The sequence below is a fragment of the Pseudomonas sp. SDO52101_S400 genome (genome assembly GCF_054071635.1).
In genome coordinates, this window is sequence record NZ_JBSVWF010000056.1 from 36,162 (window position 1) to 42,679 (window position 6,518).

Annotated in this window: 4 protein-coding genes; all 4 read left to right on the plus strand. The window is 63.7% G+C overall.

Annotated elements, in window-relative coordinates:
- The first annotated feature begins 3 nt into the window (after positions 1–3).
- From nagA to nagE, 4 genes are read left to right on the plus strand one after another with little or no spacing between them, the layout of a single operon-like run.
- Positions 4–1,110 (plus strand): N-acetylglucosamine-6-phosphate deacetylase, encoded by a 1,107-nt coding sequence (gene nagA, locus ACW9HX_RS23620; protein ID WP_457382450.1) that lies wholly within the window; start codon positions 4–6, stop codon positions 1,108–1,110.
- The gene (locus ACW9HX_RS23625) at positions 1,091–2,113 is read left to right on the plus strand and encodes an SIS domain-containing protein (protein WP_457382451.1); all 1,023 of its coding nucleotides are present in this window, start codon (positions 1,091–1,093) and stop codon (positions 2,111–2,113) included. Before nagA ends, ACW9HX_RS23625 begins: the two co-directional genes overlap by 20 nt.
- A gap of 35 nt (positions 2,114–2,148) precedes the next feature.
- Positions 2,149–4,662, plus strand: coding sequence for a phosphoenolpyruvate--protein phosphotransferase (gene ptsP, locus ACW9HX_RS23630; RefSeq protein WP_457382452.1), 2,514 nt, complete (start codon positions 2,149–2,151; stop codon positions 4,660–4,662).
- 23 nt (positions 4,663–4,685) lie between these two features.
- Positions 4,686–6,401 carry an N-acetylglucosamine-specific PTS transporter subunit IIBC gene (nagE, locus tag ACW9HX_RS23635; protein WP_457382453.1) on the plus strand — a complete coding sequence of 572 codons (1,716 nt, stop codon included), beginning with the start codon at positions 4,686–4,688 and terminating at the stop codon, positions 6,399–6,401.
- The last annotated feature ends 117 nt before the right edge of the window (positions 6,402–6,518 follow it).

A 6,518-nucleotide genomic window follows, 5' to 3' on the forward strand; every position in this document is an offset into this window, starting at 1 on the left:
GAAATGTCCGAAGACAACATCCTCACCGCTGACGGCTGGATTCGCGGCCGGCTGATCCACGAACACGGCAGAGTCGTGTCCATCGAAGGCGTGCCTTGCGATCCGGCGGACAACGATCTGCCTTACCTGCTGCCGGGTTTCATCGACCTGCACGTTCACGGCGGTGGAGGCAAGGACATCATGGAAGGCGCCAGCGCTTTCGAGACCATCACCAAAACCCACGTGCGTTTCGGCACCACCTCGTTGCTGGCCACCACCATGACCGCGCCGAGTGCCGAGATTTCCAGCGTGCTCAAGGATGTCGGAGAGTTCTGCGAACAGCGTCCGAAAGGCGCCGCCCGGGTACTCGGCGTACACCTCGAAGGCCCGTACATCAATCCAGGCAAACTTGGCGCGCAACCGAACTTTGCCCACACCGCGTTGATGGCCGAAGTCGAAGAGTATCTGGCACTGGCGCCGATCCGGGTGATCACTATCGCCCCGGAAATCGCCGGCCACGACGGTTTGATTCGTGAACTGAGCCGCCGTGGCATCCGCATGCAGATCGGCCACACCCTCGGCAGTTACGAGGAAGGTGTCGCCGCCCTTGAGGCCGGCGCCACCAGCTTCACACACTTGTACAACGCCATGAGCCCGCTGCATCACCGCGAGCCGGGCATCGTCGGCGCGGCACTGGCCCACGCAAAATTCGCCGAGCTGATTCCGGACTTGCTGCACGTGCATCCCGGCGCCATCCGCGTGGCCCTGCGCTCGATCCCGTGCCTCTACTGCGTCACTGATTCGACCGCCGCCGCCGGCATGCCCGACGGTGAGTACAAGCTGGGCAGCCACACCGTCACCAAATGCCTGGGCGGCGTGCGCCTGCCAGACGGCACCCTCGCCGGCAGCACCCTGACCATGGATCAGGCCCTGCGCAACCTGGTGAAGATCGGTCTGCCGATTGCCGAGGCCTCGCAACGTCTTTCGCAATTCCCCGCCGACTACCTCGGCATCACCGAACGCGGGCGCCTTGTACCTGGCGCCTGGGCCGACTGCGTGCGGCTGGATCGCTCACTCACACTGACCGCCGTCATGGTCGAAGGAGAAGACATTGACTTCAAAAATGCTTGAGGAGGCGCTGTCCTCGTTCGAGGCCGTGCAAGCCCAACTGCAACAGCTCGATGGCTCGATGATCGAGATCGCCGGGCGCCTGCGCCGTCAGCCGCCGCAAGTGGCGATGACCGTCGCCCGCGGCAGTTCCGACCACGCAGCGAGCTACTTCGCCTACCTGACCATGCAGCAACTGGGGATTCCGGTGGCGTCGCTACCCATGTCGGTGGTGACCATGCAGCAGGCGCCTTTGAAGGTCAGCGGTCAGGTCGCGTTCGCATTTTCCCAGTCGGGCCAGAGCCCGGATCTGGTCAACAGCCTGCGCCTGCTGCGCAAACGCGGCGCCCTGAGCGTGTCGATGGTCAACGCCGCAGATTCTCCGCTGGAGGCCGCGTGCGAATTCAGCCTGCCGCTGCTGGCCGGTACCGAAAGCAGTGTCGCTGCGACCAAGAGCTTCATCGCCACCCTCAGCGCCAGCGCCCGTCTGATCGCGCACTGGAAAGAAGACAGCGAATTGCTTGAAGCGCACAACGCCCTGCCCGAAGGTTTGCGCGAAGCGGCGCAACAGGACTGGAGCCCGGCCATCGATGCCTTGCGCGATTGCGAACGCCTGATGGTAATCGGTCGTGGCGCCGGATTCGCCATCGCCCAGGAAGCCGCACTGAAATTCAAGGAGACCTCGGCCATCCAGGCCGAAGCCTTCAGCAGCGCCGAAGTCCGTCACGGCCCGATGGCACTGATCGACGAACACTACCCGCTGCTGGTGTTCGCCCCACGCGGTGCCGAACAGGCCGGTCTGCTGAGTCTGGCGGCCGAGATGCGCCAGCGCGGTGCCCGCGTGCTGCTGGCCGCCCCGGATGACGTGAGCGAACGCGACCTGACTTTGAGCCGCGCGGAGCATCCGGCGCTCGATCCGATCCTGGCGATCCAGAGTTTCTATGTGATGGCAGCCGGCCTGGCCGTGGCCCGAGGCATGGACCCGGATCAGCCGCGACACCTGAGCAAAGTCACTCGTACGCACTGAGTCCGAACCGAACGTTTTCCTGATGAGACCGAGCCATGCACAACAACAATAAAGAGCTGACTTTAAGCGCCCCGCTCAGCGGCCCGGTGCTCACGCTCGCCAAAGTTCCGGACGCGGTGTTCGCCAGCGGCGCGATGGGCGACGGCATTGCCATCGATCCGCTGAACGACACCTTGTATTCGCCCTGCGCCGGGGTGGTGATCCACGTCGCCCGCACCGGCCACGCGCTGACCGTGCGTGCCGACAACGGCGCGGAAATCCTCCTGCACCTGGGACTCGACACGGTCGAGTTGCAGGGCGAAGGTTTCTCGATGCTGGTCAAGGAAGGCAACCGGGTCAGCAGTGGCCAGCCGCTGCTGCGCTATGACCTGGACAAGGTCGGCCGCCAGTGCAAAAGCCTGGTGAGTCTGCTGATCCTGACCAACAGCCAGGATTTCCAGGCACGTCCCATCACCCTGAAAACGGTGAAGGTCGGCGAGCCGCTGCTGCACATCGTCGCCCGTCACGGCACGGCGGCGAACGCGGAAGAACCCGGCGGACCAGAGGTTCACGGCCACGTGCTGGTCGCCCATCGCGGCGGGCTGCATGCACGCCCGGCGGCGTTGATCCGCCAGACTGCGCAAGGTTTCAAGAGCCGGTCGCAGCTGCATTTCGCCGGCAAGTCGGCGCCGTGCAACAGCCTCATCGGCTTGATGGGCCTGGCGATTGGCGAACAGGACGAAGTGCAAGTCAGTTGCCAGGGTTGCGATGCGCAAGCAGCACTGCAAGCCTTGCTCAACGCACTGGCCACCGCCCTGCCCGATGATCATCATTCCGCCGCACCGATTGCCACAGCCCCACGCAATCGCCCGGCCGAGGCCGGCGTGTTGCACGGAGTGTGCGCCGCACCGGGTCTGGTCGGCGGGCCGCTGTTTCGCTTGAACGCGATCAGCCTGCCGGCGGACGCTGGCAATCGTCAGCCCGAGCAACAATTGCAAATCCTCGACGCGGCACTGAATCAGGTTCGCAGCGAAATCAACGGCACCCTCGCCCAGGCGAAAAAACAGCGCAATGCCGATGAAGAAGCAATCTTCGCCGCACACTTGGCGCTGCTTGAAGATCCGGCCCTGCTCGACGCCGCGCAGCAATCGATCGAAACCGGCACCGCAGCGACCCACGCCTGGAGCCAGTCCATCGACGCGCAATGCGAAGTGCTGCAAAACACCGGCAGCGCACTGCTGGCCGAGCGTGCCAACGATCTGCGTGACTTGAAACAACGGGTGCTCCGCGCCCTGCTCGGCGAGGCCTGGCATTACGAAGTGCCGGCCGGCGCCATCGTCGCCGCCCACGAACTGACACCTTCGGACTTGCTGCAACTGAGCGCGCAAGGTGTCGCCGGGTTGTGCATGGCCGAAGGTGGCGCGACATCCCACGTGGCGATTCTGGCTCGGGGCAAAGGCCTGCCGTGCATAGTCGCACTGGGTTCGGCGCTGCTCGATCAGGCGCAAGGTCAATCGGTGGTCCTCGACGCCGACGGCGGGCGTCTCGAACTGACGCCAAATGCCGAAAGACTGGCCGAAGTCCGGCAAGCCCAGATCGACCGCCAACAACGTCGCGAAGCCCAGCAAGCCCAAGCCCATCTGCCGGCGGAAACCCGCAACGGCGTGGCCATCGAAGTGGTCGCCAATGTCGCCTCCAGCCATGAAGCCGCGGTTGCGTTTGCCAACGGCGCCGATGGCGTCGGCCTGTTGCGTACCGAATTTCTGTTCGTCGATCGACACACCGCGCCGGACGTCGAAGAACAGCGCGCCGCCTATCAAGCGGTGATCGATGCCATGGGCGACAAGTCGGTAATCATCCGCACCATCGACGTCGGCGGCGACAAGCAACTCGACTATCTGCCGCTGCCAGCGGAAGCCAACCCGGTACTTGGCCTGCGCGGTATTCGACTGGCCCAGGCCCGCCCGGAAATTCTCGATCAGCAACTGCGCGCCCTGCTGCAAGTCAGCCCGTTGCAGCGCTGCCGGATTCTGCTGCCGATGGTCACCGAGGTCGACGAACTGCTGCACATCCGCCAACGGGTCGATGCCCTGTGCCTGGAACTCGGCATCAATCAACGTCCGGAAATCGGCGTGATGATCGAAGTCCCGGCCGCCGCGCTGCAGGCCGAACAACTGGCCGAACACGCCGACTTCCTGTCCATCGGCACCAACGACCTGTCGCAATACACCCTGGCCATGGACCGCGACCACGCCGGCCTCGCCGCACGGGTCGATGCCTTGCACCCGGCGCTGCTGCGCCTGATCGCCATGACTTGCGAAGGCGCGGCGGTGCATAAGCGTTGGGTCGGCGTGTGCGGCGCCCTGGCTTCCGATCCGCTGGCGACGCCGGTGTTGATCGGCCTGGGCATAACCGAACTGTCGGTGAGCCCGGTACAGATCGGTGAAATCAAGGACCGCGTGCGCCAGTTGCACGAAGCCGAATGCCAACGTCTCGCCCGGGACTTGCTCAAGCTGAGCAGCGCCGCCGCGGTGCGTCACGCCTGTCATCAACATTGGCCTCTGCGCTAACAAAAACAACAAGGACAAACGCCATGTACCAACTCTTCATCGAAGGCCTGCAACGCCTCGGCCGGGCACTGATGCTGCCGATCGCGATCCTGCCGATCGCCGGACTGCTGCTGCGCCTGGGCGACACCGACCTCCTGAACATCGCGATCATCCACGACGCCGGTCAGGTGATCTTCGCCAACCTGGCGATGATCTTCGCCATCGGCATCGCGGTCGGTTTCGCCAAGGACAACAACGGCACGGCCGGCCTCGCCGGGGTGATCGGTTACCTGGTAATGATCTCCACCCTCAAAGTGCTCGATGCGAGCATCAACATGGGCATGCTCGCCGGGATCGTCAGCGGCCTGATGGCCGGCGCGCTGTACAACCGCTTCAAGGACATCAAGCTGCCGGAGTACCTGGCGTTCTTCGGCGGCCGGCGCTTCGTGCCGATCGTCACCGGTTTTGCAGCGGTGGGCCTGGGCGTGGTGTTCGGCTACATCTGGCCGCCGATCCAGCACGGCATCAACAGCTTCGGCAGCCTGATGATGGAAAGCGGCAGCTTCGGCGCCTTCGTCTTCGGCGTGTTCAACCGCCTGCTGATCGTCACCGGGCTGCACCACATCCTCAACAACATGGCGTGGTTCGTGTTCGGCAACTTCACCGACCCGACCACCGGCGCATTGGTCACCGGTGACCTGTCACGCTACTTCGCCGGCGATCCGAAGGGCGGCCAGTTCATGACCGGCATGTTCCCGATGATGATCTTCGGCCTTCCCGCCGCGTGCCTGGCGATGTACCGCAACGCCCTGCCGGAACGACGCAAGGTCATGGGCGGGATCTTTCTGTCGATGGCACTGACCTCGTTTTTGACCGGGGTAACCGAGCCGATCGAATTCGCCTTCATGTTCCTCGCACCGCTGCTGTATCTGGTGCATGCGCTGCTGACCGGGTTGTCGATGGCGATCACCAATGCGCTGAACATTCACCTGGGCTTCACCTTCTCCGGCGGCTTCATCGACATGGTGCTGGGCTGGGGACGTTCCACCAATGGCTGGCTGGTGATTCCGGTGGGCCTGGCCTATGCGGTCATCTATTACGCGGTGTTCGATTTCTGTATCCGTCGCTTCAACCTGAAGACGCCGGGACGTGAAGACGTTGCCACCGCCGACAAAGCGGTTCTGACCGAAAACGAACGCGCCGGGGCTTACATCAAGGCACTCGGTGGTGCCGAGAATCTGGTCACTGTTGGTGCGTGCACCACGCGGCTGCGACTGGAAATGGTGGATCGCAACAAGGCTTCCGATGCGGACCTGAAAGCACTGGGCGCGATGGCAGTTGTGCGTCCGGGCAAGGGCGGTAGTTTGCAGGTTGTTGTCGGACCGATGGCCGACAGCATTGCTGATGAGATTCGACTGGCGATGCCGGCGTTAGGGCGTGCCGAAGTGGCTGCACCTGTCGCGATCATCGAAACCAGCGAACCGGTTGCAGTCGCTACACCGCTGGCACAGCAATGGCTGACCGCCCTGGGCGGCAGCGACAATGTGCTGCAACTGGACTGCATCGCCATGAGCCGGATTCGCCTGCAACTGGCCGATGGCAAGGTGTTGTCGGAAAGCCGATTGAAAGAGCTTGGATGTTTGGGTGTGAGCGCGCTGGAGGATGGCGTGTGGCACTTGCTGGTGGGTGAGCGGGCGCAGAGCTTGAGTGCGGCGCTGGAGGGGTTGGTTAATCGGAGTGAGGTGAGTGCCAAGGTTTAGAGCGACCTCTGAATCGATGGGTGGGGGTGATTTGACGCATCTTTGTGCGGACTCAGAATCCCCCCTCACCCTAACCCTCTCCCGGAGGGAGAGGGGACTGACCGAGTTGTTTGGGAG